The 18,101-nt window shown below is 70.5% G+C and carries 16 protein-coding genes; 6 read left to right on the top strand and 10 right to left on the bottom strand.

All coding sequences use genetic code 11. The annotated features are described in order from the left end of the window. Nucleotide 1: 1 nt before the first annotated feature. From ACFONC_RS07580 to ACFONC_RS07565, 4 genes are all read right to left on the bottom strand, one after another. Nucleotides 2–1,195, bottom strand: coding sequence for a beta-ketoacyl-[acyl-carrier-protein] synthase family protein (locus tag ACFONC_RS07580; protein ID WP_386744603.1), 1,194 nt, complete (start codon nucleotides 1,193–1,195; stop codon nucleotides 2–4). A 197-nt stretch (nucleotides 1,196–1,392) separates the two neighbouring features. After that, entirely contained in the window at nucleotides 1,393–2,040 is a 648-nt protein-coding gene (locus ACFONC_RS07575; RefSeq protein ID WP_386743132.1) for a hypothetical protein, read from the bottom strand. A 24-nt stretch (nucleotides 2,041–2,064) separates the two neighbouring features. Continuing rightward, entirely contained in the window at nucleotides 2,065–2,724 is a 660-nt protein-coding gene (gene pyrE / locus ACFONC_RS07570; RefSeq protein ID WP_386743131.1) for an orotate phosphoribosyltransferase, read from the bottom strand. Between the two features lie 339 nt (nucleotides 2,725–3,063). After that, nucleotides 3,064–3,555 (bottom strand): GNAT family N-acetyltransferase, encoded by a 492-nt coding sequence (locus ACFONC_RS07565; RefSeq protein WP_386743130.1) that lies wholly within the window; start codon nucleotides 3,553–3,555, stop codon nucleotides 3,064–3,066. Between the two features lie 226 nt (nucleotides 3,556–3,781). Between ACFONC_RS07565 and ACFONC_RS07560 the strand changes: the two genes are divergently transcribed. Beyond that, nucleotides 3,782–4,600 (top strand): exodeoxyribonuclease III, encoded by an 819-nt coding sequence (locus ACFONC_RS07560; protein WP_386743129.1) that lies wholly within the window; start codon nucleotides 3,782–3,784, stop codon nucleotides 4,598–4,600. Between the two features lie 11 nt (nucleotides 4,601–4,611). Here ACFONC_RS07560 and ACFONC_RS07555 read toward each other — a convergent pair whose 3' ends face one another. Continuing rightward, nucleotides 4,612–5,946 carry an AmpG family muropeptide MFS transporter gene (locus tag ACFONC_RS07555; RefSeq protein ID WP_386743128.1) on the bottom strand — a complete coding sequence of 445 codons (1,335 nt, stop codon included), beginning with the start codon at nucleotides 5,944–5,946 and terminating at the stop codon, nucleotides 4,612–4,614. 129 nt (nucleotides 5,947–6,075) lie between these two features. On the opposite strand from ACFONC_RS07555, the gene ACFONC_RS07550 reads away from it, so the two are divergent. Further along, nucleotides 6,076–6,342, top strand: a complete 267-nt coding sequence (locus tag ACFONC_RS07550; protein WP_386743127.1) for a hypothetical protein — start codon at nucleotides 6,076–6,078, stop codon at nucleotides 6,340–6,342. A 178-nt stretch (nucleotides 6,343–6,520) separates the two neighbouring features. Here ACFONC_RS07550 and ACFONC_RS07545 read toward each other — a convergent pair whose 3' ends face one another. After that, nucleotides 6,521–7,639 carry an anhydro-N-acetylmuramic acid kinase gene (locus ACFONC_RS07545; protein ID WP_386743126.1) on the bottom strand — a complete coding sequence of 373 codons (1,119 nt, stop codon included), beginning with the start codon at nucleotides 7,637–7,639 and terminating at the stop codon, nucleotides 6,521–6,523. A 78-nt stretch (nucleotides 7,640–7,717) separates the two neighbouring features. Beyond that, the gene (locus tag ACFONC_RS07540) at nucleotides 7,718–9,208 is read right to left on the bottom strand and encodes a M23 family metallopeptidase (RefSeq protein WP_386743125.1); all 1,491 of its coding nucleotides are present in this window, start codon (nucleotides 9,206–9,208) and stop codon (nucleotides 7,718–7,720) included. Between the two features lie 235 nt (nucleotides 9,209–9,443). Here ACFONC_RS07540 and tyrS point away from each other — a divergent pair, with 235 nt between their 5' ends. Together tyrS and ACFONC_RS07530 are read left to right on the top strand one after the other, a co-directional pair. After that, on the top strand, nucleotides 9,444–10,637 hold the full coding sequence (tyrS, locus tag ACFONC_RS07535; RefSeq protein WP_386744601.1) for a tyrosine--tRNA ligase: 1,194 nt from the start codon (nucleotides 9,444–9,446) through the stop codon (nucleotides 10,635–10,637). 663 nt (nucleotides 10,638–11,300) lie between these two features. After that, nucleotides 11,301–11,792, top strand: coding sequence for an MgtC/SapB family protein (locus ACFONC_RS07530; RefSeq protein ID WP_386743124.1), 492 nt, complete (start codon nucleotides 11,301–11,303; stop codon nucleotides 11,790–11,792). A 2-nt stretch (nucleotides 11,793–11,794) separates the two neighbouring features. Here ACFONC_RS07530 and ACFONC_RS07525 read toward each other — a convergent pair whose 3' ends face one another. From ACFONC_RS07525 to ACFONC_RS07515, 3 genes are all read right to left on the bottom strand, one after another. After that, nucleotides 11,795–12,184, bottom strand: coding sequence for an MAPEG family protein (locus tag ACFONC_RS07525; protein ID WP_386743123.1), 390 nt, complete (start codon nucleotides 12,182–12,184; stop codon nucleotides 11,795–11,797). Between the two features lie 380 nt (nucleotides 12,185–12,564). Beyond that, nucleotides 12,565–14,322, bottom strand: coding sequence for a M28 family metallopeptidase (locus ACFONC_RS07520; RefSeq protein ID WP_386743122.1), 1,758 nt, complete (start codon nucleotides 14,320–14,322; stop codon nucleotides 12,565–12,567). A gap of 94 nt (nucleotides 14,323–14,416) precedes the next feature. Next, entirely contained in the window at nucleotides 14,417–15,106 is a 690-nt protein-coding gene (locus ACFONC_RS07515; protein WP_386743121.1) for a hypothetical protein, read from the bottom strand. 124 nt (nucleotides 15,107–15,230) lie between these two features. Between ACFONC_RS07515 and gpmI the strand changes: the two genes are divergently transcribed. Together gpmI and ACFONC_RS07505 are read left to right on the top strand one after the other, a co-directional pair. Then, nucleotides 15,231–16,781, top strand: coding sequence for a 2,3-bisphosphoglycerate-independent phosphoglycerate mutase (gene gpmI / locus ACFONC_RS07510; RefSeq protein WP_386743120.1), 1,551 nt, complete (start codon nucleotides 15,231–15,233; stop codon nucleotides 16,779–16,781). Next, a complete protein-coding gene (locus ACFONC_RS07505; protein ID WP_386743119.1) occupies nucleotides 16,781–18,025 on the top strand; it encodes a murein hydrolase activator EnvC family protein in 1,245 nt (414 codons plus the stop codon). Before gpmI ends, ACFONC_RS07505 begins: the two co-directional genes overlap by 1 nt. The last annotated feature ends 76 nt before the right edge of the window (nucleotides 18,026–18,101 follow it).

Here is an 18,101-nt window from a genome sequence, read left to right as displayed (position 1 = left end):
GTCAGGCGGTCCCGAACACGAGCGAGCAGTTGTTGCCGCCGAAGCCGAAGGAGTTGTTCATCGCGTAGCGCAGGCTGCCCGATTGCGCGTTGTCGAAATGTATCTGCGCGCCGCAGGCCGCGTCGCGGGCCTTGCTGTTCAGGGTGCCCGGCAGCAGGCCGTCTTCGAGCGCGATCAGCGCGAACACCGATTCCACGATGCCGGCCGCGCCGAGCGTGTGGCCGGTCCAGCCCTTGGTCGAACCCGCGTGCAGCGTGTCCGGGAACAGCGCCGCTACCGCGCGCGCCTCGACCGCGTCGTTGGCCGGGGTCGCGGTGCCGTGCAGGTTCAGGTAGCCGACATCGGCGGCGTCGATGCCGGCACGCGCCAGCGCGTCGCGCATCGCCTGCTGCGCGCCCAGGCCCTCGGGATGCGGGGTGGACATGTGGTGGGCGTCGCTGGACTCGCCGTAGCCGCACAGGCGCAGCCCGGGGGTGTCCGGATCGACGCGCTCGACGATCGCGAACCCGCCGGCTTCGCCCAGCGACAGGCCGTCGCGGCCGGCATCGAATGGCCGGCACGGCGTCGCCGACACCAGCCCCAGCGAGTTGAAGCCGAACAGCACGCTGCCGCACAGCGTGTCGACGCCGCCCACCAGCGCGGCATCCGCCACGCCGGCGCCGATCAGCCGCGCGGCCTGCGCGAAGACCTTGGCGCTCGACGAGCAGGCGGTGGCGACGGTGATGCAGGGCCCGCGCAGGCCGGTGGCCTGCTGCACGAAGTGGCCCAGCGAATGCGGCGTGTGCAGGATCGGCGCGTCGAGGTCGGGCGGGAAGCGCAGGCCGTCGTCGGACAGGCGCGCATAAGCCTCCTCGGTGGCGCCGATGCTGGAGGTCGACGTGCCGAGCACCAGGGCCACGCGTTCCGGGCGATGGCGCGCGCGCAGGTCGGCGACCTGTTCGGCCATCGCGTCGGACTGCAACGCCAGCCATGCCAGGCGGTTGTTGCGGCAATCCAGGGACGCGAGCGCCGGCGGGAGCGCCACGTCCTCGATCCCGTCGACGCGGCCGATCCAGGTGTCCAGGCGCTGTTCGCCCACGGCGCCGGTGCCGAAGTCGTTGCGGCGCAGCCCGCCGCGGCGTTCGCGCAGCGCCGAAGCCTGGGCGTCGCGTCCGCGGCCGAGCGCGGTGGTGGCGGTGTAGGCCGTGATCGCCAATGCCGGCGTGGTCGGCGACGGTTGCACTTGCGGCACGCGAGGGACGTCCGTTGCGGGTAAAGCCGGAAGTATAGCGAGCGTGCCGTGGCGGCCGGCGGTGGCGGCGGCAAGGGTGAATGCGGATGGCCGGAGCGCGTAGGGCGGGTCTCGACCCGCCATCACCGGCGATGGGCGTGAAGCGGCGGGTCGAGACCCGCCTACGAGCGGCCCGCGACCTGGTCCGGGGTCTTCAGCGAGCGGTAACGCTCCAGCGCCTGCTCCAGGTCGCTGCCCAGCGACGCGCGATCACGGGCCTGCTGTTCGAGGATGGCCTGCTGGCGCAGCAGGTCGCCGTGCTGGCGCTGGATGTTGTCGCTCAGCGCCTTGCGTACCGGCTTGGACTGCAACTCCAGGTCGGCGGCCTGGCGCAGCAGGCTGAGCAGGCTCTGGCGCAGGTTGACCAGGCCCAGGCGCGAGGTCTTGAGCGATTCCTCGACCAGGGTGATGCGCTCGCCGTAGGCGCGGCGCAGGTCGTCCTCGGTCGCATAGGACTCGACCATCGCCAGGTCGCGGCGCTTGGCGGCGGCCTCGGCCTCGGCGTCGCGCGCGGCCTGCTTGCGGGCGTCCGCGGCGGCGGCGCGCTCCTCGTCGGTGGGCGCGCGTTCGAGCGAGCGCACCGCGATGCCGGTGCGGGCGCTGATCTCGGTGCGCGCCGCGTCGACGGCGTCGGCCGGCAGCGCATCGCCGCAGACCTTGTGCCCGTCTTCTTCCCAGCAATAGATCTTCTTGGCGGCCTTGTCCTGGGCAGCGGCGGTCGCCGTTGCCAGGAGCAGTACGCAGGCCAATCCCGCGATCATTGTCTTCATCGTTCCGTCCCCCCGGCCGGTCGATCAGTCCGTGCGGCTGCCATGGCGCGCGCGGTAGGCGAGCAGGCGGTCGCGTTCGGCCGCCAGTGTCGCGCTTTCGCCGGCAAACGCCAACAGGTCCGACAGCCCGGCGATGGCGATCACCGGGATTGCCTGTTCATCCGCGACGGCCTGCGCCGCGGAGCGGTCGTCGCCGTCGGCCACGCGCTCCTGGCGGTCGAGCGCGATCGCGATCGCCGCCGCCGTGCCGCCGGCAGCGGCGATGATCGCCAGCGCCTCGCGGATCGCGGTGCCGGCGGTGATCACGTCGTCGACCACCAGCACCCGGCGCCCGGCCAGCGGCGCACCGATCAGGTTCCCGCCTTCACCGTGGTCCTTGGCCTCCTTGCGGTTGAACGCCACCGGCAGGTCGCGCCCGCGGCGCGCGTACTCGCAGGCCAGCGCCGTGGCCAGCGGGATGCCCTTGTAGGCGGGGCCGAACAGCAGGTCGAACTCGACCCCGGCCGCGTCGATGGCGTCGGCGTAGCAGCTGGCCAGCCCGGCCAGCGCCGCGCCGGAATCGAAATGCCCGGCGTTGAAGAAGTACGGGCTGCTGCGCCCGGACTTGAGCGTGAACTCGCCGAAACGCAGCGCGTTGGCGTCGAGGGCGAGCTGGAGGAAACGCTGGCGGTGGTCGGTGGGCATCGGGCTGGCGGGCGTGGCGGCGCGCACATGATGCCAGCCCCGCCCGCGTTCTTGTGGGAGCGGCTTCAGCCGCGAGCTCTTTGCTCCCTCCCCTGCGAAGGCAGGGGGTGAGGAAGGCTGTTTGCGAACCACTGGTTCGCGGCCTGACGAACGCCATCGAGCTGTGCTCGATGGCCGGACGGGTTGGGGACGGGTTGCGTGGGCTCAAGCGATGCCTGCGGACAATTGCATCTGCGCCGACGCAACCCCCTCCCAACCTCCCCCTGCCTTCGCAGGGGGAGGGGTAACAGCAAAAGCCCGCGGCTGAAGCCGCACCTGCAAGAGTCGCGGGCGCGAGCGTCAGAGCTTGCGCACCATCAAATACTGCGGCCCGGCGCTGCCGCCCAGGTATAGCTCGCCGGTTTCGACGAAGCCGGCCTTGCGGTAGGCGTTGATCGCGGCGACGTTGCGGACGTTCACGTTCAGCGCGAGCAGGCGGCGATCGGGGTGGCGGGCGCGGATGTCGTCGCAGCAAGCCTGCACCGCGCGCGTGCCCAGCCCGCGGCCCTGCCAGTCGACGTCGATGAAGAACGCGCGCAGGCCGACGCTGGCCTCGCCGATGGAGCGGCGCGCGACGATGGTCGGCCTGAAGTCGAGGCGGTAGAAGCCCACGGGCGTTTCGCCGACGAGGATCGCCATCGCCTCGCTGTTTTCGTCGCGCAGCGCGTCGTCGAGGTTGAAGGCGGTGTCGCCGACGAAGGGCTCTTGCTCCGGTGCCACCCGCAATGCGCGCACGGCGTCGATGCGTTCGGGCGTGACGGGGGCGACGTGGAGGTCGGGTCTGGCGAACATGCCGGCATCATAGAGGCGCGCGTGCCCTGCGCGTCGGCGGGCCGGGACCTGATCGTTGTACCGACGCGTCATTCCCGCGAAAGCGGGAACCCAGCGTCTTCGCTCCCGTGCAGGCGCGGCTGGACCCGAAACGCAAGTCACTGGGTTCCCGCTTTCGCGGGAATGACGGAATCGGAGCAGTTAAGCTCTTCCCCAACCCCCGCTCCCCATACCCGGCTCCCCGTCCATGCGCATCATCAGCTTCAACGCCAACGGCGTGCGTTCCGCCGCCCGCAAGGGTTTCTTCGACTGGTTCACCGACCAGGACGCCGACCTGCTGTGCATGCAGGAAACCAAGGCCCAGGAACACCAGCTCGCCGGCACCGACGGGATGCACGCCGACTTCCTGCCGGCCGGCTACAAGGCCTGGTTCCGCGACGCGACCACGAAGAAGGGCTACAGCGGCGTGGCGATCTACAGCCGCAACGAGCCCGACGAGGTGCGCACCGCGCTGGGCCGCGAGTCGTTCGACGAGGAAGGCCGCTACATCGAAGCGCGCTTCGGCAACCTGAGCGTGGTGTCGTTCTACATCCCGTCCGGTTCGTCGGGCGAGCTGCGCCAGGGCTTCAAGTTCGAGGCGATGGACTGGCTCGGGCCGATCCTCGACCAGTGGCTGGCCAGCGGCCGCGACTACGTGCTGTGCGGCGACTGGAACATCGTCCGCTCGGCGCTCGACATCAAGAACTGGAAGTCCAACCAGAAGAACTCCGGCTGCCTGCCGGCCGAGCGCGCCTGGCTCAACGGCAGGATCTGCGACGACGGCGGCAGCGACGGCACGCTGCATCGCGAAGGCGGCTGGGTCGACGCCTACCGTGCACTCAACCCGGAAGGCCAGGACTACACCTGGTGGAGCAACCGCGGCGCGGCGCGCGCCAACGACGTGGGTTGGCGCATCGACTACCAGTTCGTGACGCCGTCGCTGCGCGAGCGCTTGCAGGCGTGTTCGATCCTGCGCGAGCCGCGCTTCTCTGACCACGCGCCGTTCACGGTCGACTACGCCGACTGATTCGAACGGGGTCAGCCGTCGCCGGCGTGCTCCGTGGCGCGCCGCACGTCGCTCTCGGCGATCGACGCGTCGACCAGCCCGGCCTTCATCATCCACGCGAACAGCGCCACGCCCGGCAGCGCCAGCACCGTGGTCAGCAGGTAGAAGTTGACGTAGCCCATCTGCTCGATCAGCCCGCCGGCGGTGGTGCCGGTGACGAAGCGACCGACGATCGAGGCGGCCGCCGACAGCAGCGCGAACTGGGTCGCGGTGAACGACAGGTTGCACAGCGCCGACAGGTAGGCCACCACCACCACGCCGCCGATGCCGCTGGCGAAGTTCTCGAATCCCATCGTGAACGCCAGCAGTTCGTTGCTGTGGCCCACGTGCGCCAGCACCGCGAACGACAGGTTCGACACCGCCATCAGCACCAGGCTCAGCAGCACCGACGCCTTCAGGCCCATGCGCGCGTACAGGATGCCGCCGACGAAGATGCCCAGCAGCATCGTCGCGAAACCCACGCCGACGTCGTAGGTGGCGATCTCCGCGTTGCTGAAGCCCAGGTCGTTGAGCAGCAGGCGGAACGTGAGGTTGGCCAGGGTGTCGCCGATCTTGTGCAGCAGCACGAACAGCAGCACCAGCATCGCGCCCTTGCGGCGGAAGAACTCGCCCAGCGGCCCGGCGACGGCCGCCCAGGCCGCGGCCAGGCCGCGGCGCACGGCCGGTTCACGGTGGCGCGCCGGTTCGCCCAGCCACAGGCCGACGAACGCGGCCGGCAGCACGAACGCGGCGCAGATGGCGTAGGCCGCGGCCCACCCCAGCGGCTCGGCCACCAGCAGCGCCAGTGCGCCGGCGCCGACCGCGCCCAGCCGCCAGCCGTACTGCGACATGCCCGAGCCCACGCCCAGCTGCTCGGGGCGCAGCAGTTCGATCCGGTAGGCGTCGATGACGATGTCGAAGGTCGAGCCGGCCACGCCCAGCGCCACAGCGGCGAACGCGACGCGCGCCAGGTTCGCGTTCGGGTCCAGCGCGCCCAGGTGGATCGTTGCCGCGGCCACACAGGCCGCTGTCAGCCACAGCCACGAGCGGCGCTGGCCCAGCCGGCCCAGCAGGGGCAGGTGGAAGCGGTCCACCAGCGGCGCCCACAGGAACTTGATGTTGTAGACCAGGAACGCCAGCGCGAACGCGGTGACGCTCTTCTTGTCGATGCCGTCCTGCGCCAGCCGCGTGGTCAGGGTGGCGCCGATCATCGCGTACGGGAAGCCCGACGAGATCCCGAGCAGCAGCGCGCCCAGCGGTGCGCGTTCGAGGTAGGGCCTGATCCAGGCCAGCGGGTCGCCGCGCGTGGCGGAGTGCGATGTCGTCATGGCGGCATGCTAACTGAAGACGCCTGCGCCGCCTGCGATCCGCATGGACTTGCCTGCGCCCCGCGCGAAGGGTATCAAGGGGCCGCGCCGGCCGACGACGTGCCGGCGCGGGAAGCCCGGGAACAGGATATGACCGAGATCGTCCTCCACGACATCGACCAGGTGCTCGTCGACCGCATCAAGCGGGTGGCCGACACACGCGGCTGGACCCTGCCGCGAACCCTGCTGCACTTGCTCGAACAGGGCCTGCATGTCTACGAGGGCGACGGCAGCGTGCATTTCGACAGTAGCGAGAACGACGTGCTCGAAGCCGCGCTGGCCGCGCTGCAGGACATCCCCGACGACGGCGGCTTCGCGATGATCGGCAAGCTGCCGTCCGACGAACCGGACGCATGAACCGACCTGCGGCTCCCACAAGTCGGGGCTACGCCCCCGACGCTTGTGCACCTACCGAAGCCGTCGGGGGCATAGCCCCGACCTACGGCGCGGACATGTGTGTCGGTCGTGAAGCGTCCGGGGCGTAGCCCCGACCTGCGGCTCCCACAGGGGCTCGCAGCCCGCGCCGGCGATGCCGCTATGCCGGATAGATGCCCCCCAGCACCCGGTAGCCCTTCGCGCCCGTGACCGAGGGCAGGTTGCCCGGCAGGCCCAGCAGCGCCTGCCGCGCCAGCCAGGCGAATCCCATCGCCTCGACCGCGTCCGGGTCCAGGCCGTGCGCCTCGCTCGATTCCACCGTGCAGCCGGGCATTGCTTCGGCCAGTGCATCCATCAGCGCGCCGTTGTGCACGCCACCGCCGCAGGCGATCACGCGCGCGGTGGCCGGCTGGGTCGCGCGCAGTGCGTCGGCGACGGTACGCGCAGTCAGCGCCAGCAGCGTGGCCTGCACGTCCTGCGGCGCCTCGTCGCCGTGCAGCCGCGACTCGACCCAGCCCAGGTGGAACTGGTCGCGGCCGGTGGACTTCGGTGGCAGCAGCGCGAACCACGGCTCGGCGAGCAGGCGCACCAGCAGCGCGTCGTCGACGCGGCCGGCCGCGGCGAACGCGCCGTCGCGGTCGAAGGCCTCGCCGCGGTGGCGCAGGCACCAGGCGTCCATCAATCCGTTCGCCGGGCCGGTGTCGAAACCGCGCACATCCCCTGCGCGCGGCAGCAGGGTGAGGTTGGCGATGCCGCCGAGGTTGAGCACCGCGCGATCCTCGCCGGGTGACTGCAGCAGCGCGGCGTGCAGCGCGGGCAGCAGCGGCGCGCCGTGGCCGCCGGCCGCCACGTCGCGGCGGCGGAAATCGGCGACGGTGCAGATGCCGGTGCGCTCGGCGATGGTGTTCGGATCGCCCAGCTGCAGGGTGTAGGGGGCGTCTCCGTCGGGCCGGTGGCGCAGCGTCTGCCCGTGCGAGCCGATCGCGGCGACGTCGGCGGCCGCCTTGCCGCTGTCGGCCAGCGCCTGCAGCGCGGCGTCGGCGAAGGCGCGGCCGATGCGCACGTCGAGTCCGGCGACCGCGTCGAGCGGGACGCGCGCCGACTGCTGGCCCAGTTCGACCAGCTGCGCGCGCAGCGCCGGTTGCCAGGGATAGGTGCGGCCGAAGACCAGGCGCGCCGTCGAGCGTGCATCGTTCGCATCGCCGAATTCCACCAGCGCGGCGTCGATGCCGTCAGCGCTGGTGCCGGAGATCAGGCCGAGGTAGAGGTTGGCTGGCATGCCGCCATTGTAGGAGCGCACCCGGGCGCGATGGGCAATGCCGCGGCCCGCGAATCGCGCGGGCGGGACTCGTCTTTCTCAGCCCTTCTTCGAACCCGGCTTCGCCGCGCTCGCCACGCGCTTGTCCTTCGTATCGTCGCCGACCTCGGCGTAGATGATGTCTTCGAACTCGCGGATGCGAGCCAGTGCCGGACCGGTCTGGGCGCGGAACTCGGCCAGCTGCTTGCCCTTGAGCGGCTCCGGCGGCGGCATCGTCACCGCCAGCGGGTTGCGGTGCACGCCATTGACGCGGAATTCGTAGTGCAGGTGCGGCCCGGTCGCCAGGCCCGTGCTGCCGACGCGGCCGATCACCGTGCCCTGCGCCACGCGCTGGCCCTTCTTGATCTTGCCGAACGCCGACAGGTGCCCGTACAGCGTGGTGTAGCCGCGGCCGTGGTCGAGGATCACCGCGCGGCCGTAGCCGCCCTTCCAGCCGACGAACGCCACGCGCGCGTTGCCCGCGGCCATCACCGGCGTGCCGGTGGGCGCGGCGAAGTCCACGCCCTGGTGCGCGCGGGTGCGGCCCAGGATCGGATGCTTGCGCGCGCTGGTGAAGCGCGAGCTGATCCGGGTGTACTGCACCGGCATGCGGATGAAGGCCTTCTTCAGCGGCCGGCCGTCGGCGCTGAAGTATTCGGCCTTGTCGCCGCGTTCGAAGCGGAAGCCGCTGTGCATGTCGCCGTGCGCGGTGAACGTGGCGGCCAGGATCGGCCCGCTCTTGATCATCTCGCCCTCGCGCCAGGTCTGCTCGACCACGACCGAGAAGCGGTCGCTGGCGGCGACGTCGGTGTTGAAGTTGATGTCGTACTTGAAGATTTCGTCGGTCAGGCTGCGGATGTTGTTGCCCGACAGCCCCAGCTTGCGCGCCGAGTGGAACAGCGAGCGGCCGACCTCGCCACTGACCACCGCGGTGCGCACCTCGGTCGGGCGCTCGATCACCTTCTCGGTGACCTTGTCGCCGTCGACGTGGATCTCGACGCGGTGGATGTCGTCGCGGTCGTAGCGGAACGCGCGCAGCGCCGCCGGCTTGCCGCCCGCGGCCGGCTGCATGTCGAACGCCAGCTCGGTGCCGGGGCGCAGCCGGCGCAGCGTGTCGCGCGCGCCGGGCTGGTCGAGCACGCGCTGCAGGTCCGACTTCGACAGTTGCAGGCGTTCGAACACGTGGCTGAGGGTCTCGCCCTTGGCCACGCTTACCAGCTGCCAGTTGTTGCGTTCCACGTGCGCCGCCTGCCTGGCCGACGCCGGCAGCGGCGGCAGCAGCAGCGACAGCGTGGTCAGCGGCGTGGCGGCCGAGGCCTGCGCCTGGCTGGAGGTCATCGCGTTGGAGAAGCCGGGGACGATGGCCATGACCAGCGTGCCGAGCATCGCGAACAGGCTGGCATGCATCCAGTGGCGGCGGGTCCAGCGGCCGTTGAAGCCGGCCGGCAGCGCGGCACCGAGCCCCTTGGCATTCAGGGCCGCGGCGCGGAGGTTCCGGATCCGGATCAGGCGCCCGCGACCGGGGTCCTGGGGCGAGGTGGGCTCGGTCATCAAAAGCAGTCCCGGCCCGGCGTGAAGGGCCCGTCAGGGCGTTACCATAGTCACGCGAAAAGTGTGCGTCAAACACTTGAGCGGGCAGGGATTTCCCGAAAAGCCCCTTTAACCGCGTGTTAACTTCGCGTTACAAACGCCGTCACGGCAATTGTCACTTCCTGCCCGCCACCGTCACCCGGATCCGCCCGTGCCCCACGCCACCGACCTGCCCGCAGCCCCCGAATCCGACGCCATGGACCTCATCGCGCGCGGCGCCGACGAGATCCTCAAGCGCGAAGAGCTCGAAGCGCGGCTGAAGGATGGCCGGCCGCTGCGGATCAAGGCCGGCTTCGACCCGACCGCGCCCGACCTGCACATCGGCCACACCGTGCTGCTCAACAAGATGCGGCAGTTCCAGGACCTCGGCCACCAGGTGGTCTTCCTGATCGGCGACTTCACCGGGATGATCGGCGACCCCACCGGCAAGAACGCCACCCGCAAGCCGCTCACCCGCGAGGACGTCGAGGCCAACGCGCGCACCTACGCCGACCAGGTGTTCAAGGTGCTCGACCGCGAGCGCACCGAGCTGCGCTTCAACAGCGAGTGGTTCGGCAGGATGAGCGCCGCGGACATGATCCGGCTTGCCGGCCAGCATACGGTCGCGCGCATGCTCGAGCGCGACGACTTCGCCAAGCGCTACGCGGCGCAGCAGTCGATCGCGATCCATGAATTCCTGTATCCGCTGGTGCAGGGATACGACTCGGTCGCGCTCAAGGCCGATGTCGAGCTTGGCGGCACCGACCAGAAGTTCAACCTGCTGATGGGCCGCGGCCTGCAGGAGCACTACGGGCAGAAGCCGCAGGTGGTGTTGACGATGCCGCTGCTCGAAGGCCTGGACGGCGTGCAGAAGATGAGCAAGTCGCTGGGCAACTACATCGGCATCGACGAGCCGGCGATCGACATCGTCAACAAGACGATGAAGATCGGCGACGAGCTGATGTGGAAGTGGATCGAGCTGCTGAGCTTCGACATCGGCGTGGACGAGGCGAAGCAGCTGCAGGCTGACGTCGCCGCAGGCCTGAACCCGCGCGACGTCAAGCTGCGCCTGGCGCGCGAGCTGGCCGCGCGCTTCCACGACACGACCGCCGCCGAAACCGCCATCGCCGGCTGGCACGTCGCCGTGACCGGGCAGGGCGACACCGCGCTGCTGCCGCTGCAGGACGTGGCGATCCCGGCCGAGGGCATCCGCATCGCCGCGCTGCTCACCGCCGCCGGCATCACGCCCAGCAACTCGGAGGCCAACCGCAAGCTGAAGGAGCGCGCGGTGAAGGTCGACGGCAACGTGGTCGAGGATGCCGGCACCGCGTTCGCGCCGGGCTTCGAGGGTGTGCTGCAGGTGGGCAGGCGCAACTTCGCGCGGGTGCGGCTGGTCGCCGCCAAGGGTTGATTCTTGGTTCTTCTCCCAAGTGAGGGGAGGCACGACCGACCGGTCGCTCATGCGGGCTCCGGTGGGTCGCCGTGTCCTGACGGCCGGGAGCCGCTTTTCCCTCGGCAGGAACGCCGCTGCGCGGCTCCCCCGGCCCGGCGCAGCGCGCCGGGCATTCGCACGGGCGCGCGGCAATGCCGCGCAAGTAGCCCGTGCTCATCCTGTCCTGACGAGGGCGCGCACCATCCATGGCGCGCTTGACGCGGCTCCCGCCCGCCAGGACACGGCTCACCTTGACGTGACCTTCATCGCTTCGGTTGAAGCCGCGTAGGTCGGGGTTACGTCCCCGACGGCTTTTGGTCTTCGGTTGCCGATGAAGAAGCCATGACAGCGAATCGCCGATGCGTCGTCCCGACCGGGGCATGCTCCCCGGCTCAGTCAGCATCCATGCCTGACTCGCCGCCGCAGGCCATCCATGGCCTGCTTTCCGCATCCCCCGGTCGGGACGACGCGGTGTCCGAAGCCCGCGCACCGACCGTCCGCTTGCGTCGCGACTCTCCCTCACTTGAGGGAAGAACCTGATTTTTCCTGAAGGGAAGCGGCGTCGGTGAACTCCGCTGGACGTCGGGTGCGGCCTTCGGCCCCATGACGCGGTCATGACGCCGACGTTCGCAGGCTCGTTTCATGGACACACTCTTTGATCACTGGTCCGTGGAGCTGAACGTGCTCGTCGCCACCGCCTACGCGATGGTGCTGGGCGGGGTGATCGGCTTCGAGCGTGAGATGAAGGACCGGCCGGCCGGGTTCCGCACGCACATGCTGGTTGCCGGCGCCGCGGCGCTCCTGGTGGGGCTGGCCGACCTGTTGGCGGTGCGCTACAGCGGCGAGCATTACCGCGAGCTGGTGCGCGTCGATCCGCTGCGCCTGATCGAAGCGGTCGTGGCGGCGGTCGGCTTCCTCGGCGCCGGCGCGATCTTTCGCAGCGGCGACGACAGGGTCACCGGCATCACCACGGCGGCCTCGCTGCTGATGGTCGCCGCGATCGGCATCGCCGTGGGCGTGCACGCGCACCTGCTGGCGTTCGGCACCACTGTGCTGACGCTGGTGGTGCTGCTGATCCTGGCCTGGGCCGAACGCCGCGCCGGCACGCGCCGGCACGCGTCGCGCGAGGGCTGACCTCAGCCGCCGACCTGCAGTGCGGCCGCGACCATCATCCACAGCACGCAGGCGAAGCCCGCCGTCCAGGCGAAGGTGCGCATCAGGTGCAGGTCGGTGACGTAGAAGATCCCGTGCAGCACGCGCAGGCCGACGAAGATCAGCGCCTGCGTCGCCACCAGGGTCGGGTCGACACCCGCAGCCTGCGCCATCAGCACCGCCGCGGCAAACGGCGCGAACGCTTCGAAAGCGTTGAGGTGCGCCGCGTTGGCGCGACGCGCGCGCGGGTCGTCCTGCTTCGCCAGCCAGCCACGCGGATCGTGGTTGTCGTAACGCGGCCCACGCTTGGCGATGAAGGCCCAGACATACGGCAGCAGCGCTGCAACGAGGATGCACCAGTAGGCGATGGACATGCGTTTTCTCCGGGCGTGGCGGGATCGCCGCCAATACAACACAGATCGGGCGCGGACCGGAAACATGGCGGCCGTGGCCGCGCGAGGACGCGGTCAGGCGTGTCGGGCGGCGGCGCTGCGCGCCTTCGTCCGGGCCCGGATGATGCGGCACGATGATCGGTGCAATCCATTGCGGGTGAATTCCGTGTCTCGTGGAAGAAGCGATCCTGGCAGGCTGTGATCTGGTGCCTGCGTGCGTCTGATGGCGTGACGACATCCACAGAATCCCGCTGCACCGACGACGCTGCGGCCGGCGCGCGGACAAGGCGTGGCAGCCGGCTGGCCCGTCAAAAGGAAACGGCGCCAACCGGCGCCGTTTCCACAACGATCGTGTGCCGACGTCAGTTTGCGCCGGTCTCCGCCTCCTGCTCCCCGCTGTCGGGGGAGTCGCCATCGCCCATCATCTCGTCACGCGCGGCGCGGAAGGCGTTGCCTTCGTACCAGTTCGGCCACTGGTCGCCGTCGACCAGTACGCGGCCGACGCCGTACAGCGCCTGCAGGTCCTCGACCACGCCGTCGAGCTTCCAGCTGTCGGAGTACTCGTCGCCGGGCTTGTGGTAGCGGTTGGCGTTGTAGTCACGTGCCGCGGCCTCGCCGGCTTCGCGTCCGCCTTCGACCAGGTCCTCGCCGCTCTCGGTATACAGCGCCGGCACGCCGGCCTTGGCGAAGTTGAAGTGGTCGGAGCGGAAGTAGAAGCCGCTTTCCGGCGTGCTCTCTTCCTCCAGCGTGCGGCCCTGCTTGTCGGTCTGCGCCTTGAGCAGGTCTTCGAGTTCCGAGTTGCCCTTGCCGACCACCACCAGGTCGCGCGACTTGCCGTACACGCCCATCGCGTCGATGTTGATCACGCCCACGGTCTTGTCGAGCGGGAACGCAGGGTGCGCGACGTAGTACTGCGAACCGAGCAGCCCGGATTCCTCCAGCGTGACCGCGATGAACGCGAGCGAACGCTTCGGCGCCGGCGTCGTGCGCGCGAACTTGCCGGCGATCTCGATGATCCCGGCCACGCCCGTGGCGTTGTCGACCGCGCCGTTGTAGATGTTGTCGCCTTCCTCGCCGTCGTGCTTGCCCAGGTGGTCCCAGTGGCCCATGTACACCACCGCCTCGTCCGGGCGTTCGGTGCCGGGCAGCACGCCGATCACGTTGCGCGAGGACTTCTCGGTGACCGTGCTCTTGAGGTCGAACGACACCGTCGCGTCCAGCGGCACGGCCTTGAAGCCGCGCTTGCCGGCGGCCGCGTACATCTCGTCCAGGTCGAGCCCGGCGTCGGCGAACAGCTGTTTTGCCGCGTCACCGGTGATCCAGCCCTGCGCGGGCAGGCGCGGCGCCGGGTCGTCGGCGGCGCGCAGGTCGTACTGCGGGCCGGACCAGGAGCTTTCCACCACGTCCCAGCCGTAGGACGCGCCGGGCGTGTCGTGGATGATGATCGCCGCCTTCGCGCCCTTGCGCGCAGCCTCCTCGAACTTGTACGTCCAGCGCCCGTAATAGGTCATGCGCTTGCCTTCGAACAGGCTCTCGTCGCCGGCGTGGAAGCCGGGGTCGTTGACCAGGATGACGACGGTCTTGCCCTTGACGTCGACGCCGGCGTAGTCGTTCCAGTCCTGCTCGGGCGCGTCGACGCCGTAGCCGACGAACACCAGCGGGCTGTCCTCGACCTTGACCTCGGTTTTTCCGGTGCGCGTGTTGAGCACCATGTCGGGGCCGAACTTCAGTTCGGTGGTCTTGCCGGCGACGTCGATCGCGAGCGTGGCCGATTCGTCAGCGGTGGTTTCGGCCATCGGCACGTCCTGGAACCACGACCCGTCGTTGCCGGGCTGCAGGCCGATGCGCACGAACTGCGCCTTGATGTATTCGACGGTCTTCTCGCCGCCGGGCGTGCCGGGGCCGCGGCCCTCGAATTCGTCGGAGGACAGCGTCTTCACCAGTTCGCTGAAGTCGCCGGCGGTGATGTCGTCGCTGAAGGCGTACGCGGGAGCCGTGGCGGCAGCGTCGGGCGCGGGCGTGGTTGCTGCCGGCGCAGTGTCGGTTGGAGTCGGCTCGCGGTTGCACGCGGCCAGCGCGGTGCCGGCGAGCAGGCAGAACAGGAGGTGTCGGGTTTGCATCCGGGAGGCCCTGTGCGGTGGGAACCCCACGGATTCTAGCGCTCGTGGCGCGCGCCGCCCGGAATGCCCGTTTGAAGCGGGCGCCCCGCGGCCCTCAGTCGCGCGGCGCGCGCGGCGTGTCGAACGCGACCGGCGTGGCGCCGATGACCTTGCCGATGCGGGCGCTGGAGTGCACGTACAGCGTGACTTCGCGCTCGAACACCAGGTCGCCCTCCACCACCGCATTGGGCCCGATCACGATGCGCGGCTTGCGGTTGCTGCCGAACTGGATCGGCAGCCAGGTCGAGTTCTGCTTGTGGACCTTCAGCCCGCCGCGCACGTGCGAATCGACGCCGACGGTGATGTCGCCGTTGACGGTCACGATGCTGCCGCCCAGCTCGGTGGCGACGATGCCGATCGCGCCGTTGACCGTTTCGATGCCCTTGGCGACGTTGCCGCCGCGGCCGACGAAGACGCCGCCGTTGACGGTTTCGATGCGGCCGCCGATGCGCGCTCGCTCGCCGATGTGGATCTCGCCATTGACGGTGCCCACGTCCTCGGCCTCGATGTCGTTGCCTGCCTTGACGCTGCCGTTGACGGTCTCCGCGTCCTTGGCGTGCGCGCCGTCCTCCAGGCGGATGCTGCCGTTGACGGTGTCCAGGTCGCCGTACACCTGGCCGGACTCGGCGGTGATGCTGCCGTTCACCTTGTCGATGTCGGCGCCGTCGGGCGCCGCGGCCACGGCGCCGGAAGCCAGCAGCAGCGACAGGGCGAAGGCGAGTGGAAGGCGCGGCAAGGCGGGCATGGCGTGGACTCCGGGTGGAACGATGCGGCGAGGATAGGACTTCGGAAGGGCGCGTGCCCGACGGGTCCAGCCTGCACGGGCTTCGCTACAATCGCATCTGTCCTTAGTCACTGGTCCCTCCGTCGTGCCTGAAGCCGCCCGCGCCGCCCGCCCGAAACCGGTCGTCCTGCTGATCCTCGACGGCTGGGGCCACCGCGACGACCCCGCCGACAACGCGCTCGCGCAGGCGCAATTGCCGAACTGGCGACGCCTGTGGAGCGGATCGCCGCACACGCTGATCCACACCGAAGGCCGCCACGTGGGCCTGCCGGACGGGCAGATGGGCAACTCCGAGGTCGGCCACATGAACCTGGGCGCCGGCCGCATCGTCTACCAGGACCTGACCCGGGTCGACGCGGCGATCGAGGACGGCAGCTTCTTCGACAACGCGCAGCTGCGCGGCGCTTGCGATGCGGTGAAGGCCGACGGCGGCACGTTGCACGTCATGGGCCTGCTCTCGCCCGGCGGCGTGCACAGCCACGAGGCGCAGGTCTTCGCGATGCTGGAACTCGCGCAGCGCGCCGGCGTCCCGCGGGTGGCCGTGCACGCCTTCCTCGACGGCCGCGACACCCCGCCGCGCTCGGCGGCCGCGAGCCTGGACGCGCTGCAGGCCAGGTGCGATGCGCTCGGCAACGCACGCATCGCCAGCGTCGGCGGCCGCTATTACGCGATGGATCGCGACAAGCGCTGGGAGCGGGTGCGGCTGGCGTGGGATGCGATCGTCGAGGCGAAGTCCGACCACCACGCACCGACCGCCGCCGCTGCGCTCGAGGACGCCTATGCGCGCGGCGAGAACGACGAGTTCGTGCTGCCGTCCGTGATCGACGGCGCCGCGCCGATGGCCGACGGCGACGCGGTGGTGTTCATGAACTTCCGCGCCGACCGCGCGCGCCAGCTGAGCTCGGCGTTCGTGTCGCCCGGCTTCGATGGCTTCGACGCACGCCGGCCGAAGCTTGCGGCCTACGTCTGCCTGACCGAATACGACGCGAAGCTGCCGGCGGCCGTCGCGTTCCCGCCCGACGACCTGCGTGACACGCTCGGTGAACTGGCCGCCGAAGCAGGCCTGAAGCAGCTGCGTATCGCCGAGACCGAGAAGTACGCGCACGTCACCTTCTTCTTCAGCGGTGGCCGCGAGGACGTGTTCGACGGCGAGGAGCGCATCCTCGTCCCCAGCCCGAAGGTCGCGACCTACGACCTGCAGCCGGAGATGAGCTGCCCGGAGCTGACGGCGAAGCTGGTCGACGCGATCGGCTCGGGCCGCTTCGACCTGGTCGTGTGCAACATCGCCAACCCCGACATGGTCGGCCACAGCGGCGACCTGCAGGCGGCGATCAAGGCGGCCGAAGCGGTCGACGTCGCGCTCGGCGCCGTGGACGCGGCCGTGCGCGAAGCCGGTGGCGCGCTGGTAGTCACCGCCGACCACGGCAACCTGGAGATGATGCGCGACCCGGCCACCGGCCAGCCGCACACCGCGCACACCGTCGGCCCGGTGCCGCTGGTGTACGTGGGCGACCGCGCCGGCGTGGCGCTGCGCGAAGGCGGCTCGCTGCGCGATGTCGCGCCGACCGTGCTCGACCTGCTCGGCCTACCGAAGCCGGACGCGATGAGCGGCCGCAGCCTGTTCGCCCCCGGCTGATGCCGCGCGCGCGCCGCCCGTGGTGCCTGCCCGCGGCCGTGCTTGCCGGGGTGCTCGTCGCGATGCTGGCGCCGGTGGCGGTGCAGGCGCAGAGCACCGGCGAAACGCAGCGCAAGCTGGAAAAGGTCAACCGCGAACTGAAGGAAGTCGCCGCCGAGCGGCGCAGGATCGAAGGCCGGCGCGGCGATGCCAGCCGGCAGCTGCGCGAGGTCGACGAGAAGGTCGGCGCGTCCACGCGCAACCTGCGCGAGACCGAGGCCGAGCTTGCCCGGCAGCAGGCGGCGCTGGCCGAGCTGCGCGACAGGCGCGACACGATGCAGGTTTCGCTCGCCGCCCGCCGCGATGAGCTGGGCGCGCTGCTGCGCGCGGCCTATGCCATTGGCGAAGATGCGCCGCTCAAGCTGATGCTGTCGCAGGACAAGGTCGCCGAGGCCGCGCGCGCGCTGGCCTACCACCGCTACCTGCAGCGCGACCGCATGCAGCGCATCGAGGCGCTCAGCGCCGAGCTGGCCGAACTCGAGCGCGTCGAAGCCGAGATCACGCAGCGCCAGGCGGCGCTGGATGCGGCCAAGGCCAGGCAGCGCGCGCAGCTGGCCGAGCTCGAAAGCGACCGCCGTGAGCGCCGCGCCACCGTCGCCACGCTCGACGAGCGCTACCAGGACCGGCGCGACCGCGAGAAGGCGCTGGGCAAGGACGCCAGGTCGCTGGAGAAACTGCTGGCCCGGCTGCGCGAAGCCGCGGCGAAGGCCGCCGCCGCGCGTCGCGCCGCGGAAGCCGCGGCCGCCGCGCGTGCGAAGGAAGGCGGCACGAGCCACAAGGCGCCGCCGCCGCCGATCGAGGTGGCCAAGACCGCGCCGATCAAGGTTGGCGGACTCGGCTGGCCGGTGTCGGGCACCCTGGTCGCCGGCTACGGCGCGCCCATGCCCGACGGCAGCAAGAGCGCCGGCGTGCTGATCGGCGCGCCGGCGGGCACCACCGTCAAGGCGGTTGCCGACGGCACCGTGGTGTTCTCGGAGTGGATGACCGGTTATGGATTGATCCTGATCATCGACCACGGCAACGGCTACATGAGCCTGTACGCCTACAACGACGCCCTGCTCAAGGACGCCGGGGCGCAGGTCAAGCGCGGCGACCCGGTCGCCAGCGTCGGCAATTCCGGCGGCCAGGGCCGGCCGGCGCTGTACTTCGAACTGCGCCGCAACGGCAATCCGGTCAACCCGGGCAGCTGGCTGCAGAAGCGCTGATGCTGCGCCTGTCACGGGTCGCCGTGCTTTTACCCGTCGTTCCCGCCTTGAGGGGATGGCGGCAGCCATTCAGGAC

Source organism: Luteimonas soli (assembly GCF_042648865.1).
GTDB lineage: Bacteria > Pseudomonadota > Gammaproteobacteria > Xanthomonadales > Xanthomonadaceae > Luteimonas > Luteimonas soli.
The sequence above is the reverse complement of the archived record's forward strand: the minus strand, read 5'-3'. Positions and strand labels throughout refer to the sequence as shown.